This is a genomic window from Dialister sp. (assembly GCF_036343215.1).
In the GTDB taxonomy this organism is placed as follows: domain Bacteria; phylum Bacillota; class Negativicutes; order Veillonellales; family Dialisteraceae; genus Dialister.
The window spans coordinates 1-2,353 of the sequence record NZ_JAZASU010000167.1 but is presented as its reverse complement, the minus strand read 5'-3'; the positions used below and the strand labels follow the sequence as shown (position 1 = coordinate 2,353).

2 protein-coding genes are annotated in these 2,353 nt (G+C 51.4%); both read right to left on the bottom strand.

Annotated features, from left to right (window positions below):
• Positions 1-625: 625 nt before the first annotated feature.
• Positions 626-892, bottom strand: a complete 267-nt coding sequence (locus tag VZT47_RS10090) for a type II toxin-antitoxin system RelB/DinJ family antitoxin (RefSeq protein ID WP_330224832.1) — start codon at positions 890-892, stop codon at positions 626-628.
• A gap of 234 nt (positions 893-1,126) precedes the next feature.
• Positions 1,127-1,987 carry a DMT family transporter gene (locus tag VZT47_RS10085; protein WP_330224831.1) on the bottom strand — a complete coding sequence of 287 codons (861 nt, stop codon included), beginning with the start codon at positions 1,985-1,987 and terminating at the stop codon, positions 1,127-1,129.
• Between the last annotated feature and the right edge of the window lie 366 nt (positions 1,988-2,353).

The window sequence follows — 2,353 nt, the reverse complement described above, 5'->3', positions numbered from 1 at the left end:
GAAAGTGCAGTTCGTCCTCTCAGTCTGCTTCGCAGACAGCTCTCCTATCGAGGAGAGCCTTTTCGCATGACGATTGCGTCATTTGTCACAAGATTGTTTCGTCAGTCAGTCTCATCTGTACCTTGCAGCGTTTAACAACCTTTTCCCCGGCTCCGCCGGTACCTTCCCATCCCAGGAAAGCTGGTGCCCGGCAGCATGATTCCCTTTATCCTCACTTTCGACTTGAATGGATAGTGCAGGATGGTCAGGCTCCCCCTGGGGGGAGCTGGCGCCGAAGGCGTCAGAGGGGGGAGGGATGAAAATAAAGAATCCGAATCTTCTATGCATCATGACTACGTTACGCCTGAAGCTTTGGTGTCAGTTGTCATTCTTTCCATAGATAGCCCCCTTCACCCTTCGGGAGCTTCCCCCGTTGGGGGACGCGGGACGAAAGTGCCGAGGAAGTTTACTGTCGAAAGTGCAGTTCCCCTCACCTGCTTCGCGGGAGCTTCCCGGGATGAGTTTACCTTCAAGCTCATTTTCTACTTGTACGATCGTACAGCCCCTCAGTCGCCTGCGGCGACAGCCCCCGAACTGTAGTCATCCCAGACTATAGTCCCATTGCAGTTTTCTCTTTTCCATGGACTCAGTCCTCGTCCAGTAATCCGTGTTCTGCCAGTCTCAGGGTGCCTTTTCTGTATTCTCTCATTTTCTTTTCCAGGTACCTTATGTTGCTGTCGGAGTAAAAAGGATCTGCCGTAACTTCGAAGGGAATCCGTCTTTCCCTTGCTACGGTAATGGCAAAAATGGTAAATGCAGCGCTCATGGAGAGTCCCATATCCGAGCAGGCGGTTTCCATATTTTTCTTTACCTCTGCATCCAGCTTGAAATTCACATTCACGGTCTGTGCCATAAAAACCCCTCCTTTTCTTTTGATTATAAGATGAAATAAAGAAAAATACAATTATATTTATTTATTTTATCTTTATATAATATACGACGAACGGAGTAAGCCGCTTCTCTATCCGGCGAAGCGAGGCCGGATTGAGTTCCATCGGCCTAAGGCCGGTATAAGGTTTTTATCAATAGCTGCACCGCCTTCTTCTGTTGCAGCGTACCTTCCCGAAGTCCGAAATCCGCAATCCGTCTATTTCTTCTCCCTGTCCAGCCATATGCTGGCAATCACGCTGATTGTAATAAGTACTGCACCTGTGATTCCGAGAAAAGAAAGATTTTCTCCCAGCAGGAAGAAGGAAAAAATGGCGGTGAAAACGGGGCAGGTGCACTGGATGAGGGCTGCTGTCCTGGCGGAAATATGGGAAAGGGCGTAGTTCTGGAGTGCGAAGCCTGTGAGACTGCAGAGGATTCCGAGATAAAGGGTAATGAGCCAGGCTTCGGCGGATGTTTCCCGGGGCCGGTAGTCATTTTCGAAAAGAAGGGCCGGAATGAGGGCCACGATCAGGGAGACTCCGATCTGGAGGGCGGTGAGGGTCAGGGGTTCAATCCGTTCCAGGGATTTCGCCCCGAAAACGAGGGATCCTGCCATAAGGGCTGCGGCTCCCAGGGTAAAGATTTCTCCCGTTCCAAAGTTTCCCAGTCCTCCTCTGGCGCAGAGGAGGTAAAGTCCCAGGGTGGCTCCCAGGAGGACGGGGATGTATTTCCACCTCAGTTTTTTATGGTAAACGGCCCAGGCCAGAAGGGGTGTAATGACTACGGAAAGGGACCGGAGAAAGGCAACGGAAGTGGCAGCCGTCAGGGTCAGGGCAATATTTCCACAGACATAGCTGAAGGAAACGCAGAGGCAGGGCAGGAGCCAGTCCCGAATCCGCGCTTTTTTCACGGCGGGAATGATTTTCCGTCCGGCCATGAGGAGGAGCAGCAGGAGGGCAATCCCATAGCGGCAGGAAAGGAGTGTGTATACGGGGATTTCATCGAAGGCGATTTTGGAAATGGGGTCGCCAAAGCCGTAGAGCAGGGACTGCAGGATCATGGATAGATGGGGAATCATGGGGCACCTCCTTTCTTCTGATTTTCTATATTTTATAAAAGGGAATATGTCTTTTCAAGGAAATTGTATGGGAAGCATGGGAGTTCCCGGTTACCGGTTTCCAGTTCGTGGGATTGCTTCGCTGCGTTACGCATGGGCGCTTTTGTGTCTACCGGCATTCTTTCCATGGATAGCCCCCTTCACCCTTCGGGAGCTTCCCCCGTTGGGGGAAGCGGGACGAAAGTGCCGGGAAAGTTTACTGTCGAAAGTGCAGTTCGTCCTCTCAGTCTGCTTCGCAGACAGCTCTCCTATCGAGGAGAGCCTTTTCGCATGACGATTGCGTCATTTGTCACAAGATTGTTTCGTCAGTCAGTCTCATCTGTGCCT

What these genes read in the sequence shown, in the direction of transcription:
- VZT47_RS10085 (WP_330224831.1), bottom strand. Translation starts at nt 1,987, where the DNA reads ATGATTCCCCATCTATCCATGATCCTGCAGTCCCTGCTCTACGGCTTT.
- VZT47_RS10090 (WP_330224832.1), bottom strand. Translation starts at nt 892, where the DNA reads ATGGCACAGACCGTGAATGTGAATTTCAAGCTGGATGCAGAGGTAAAG.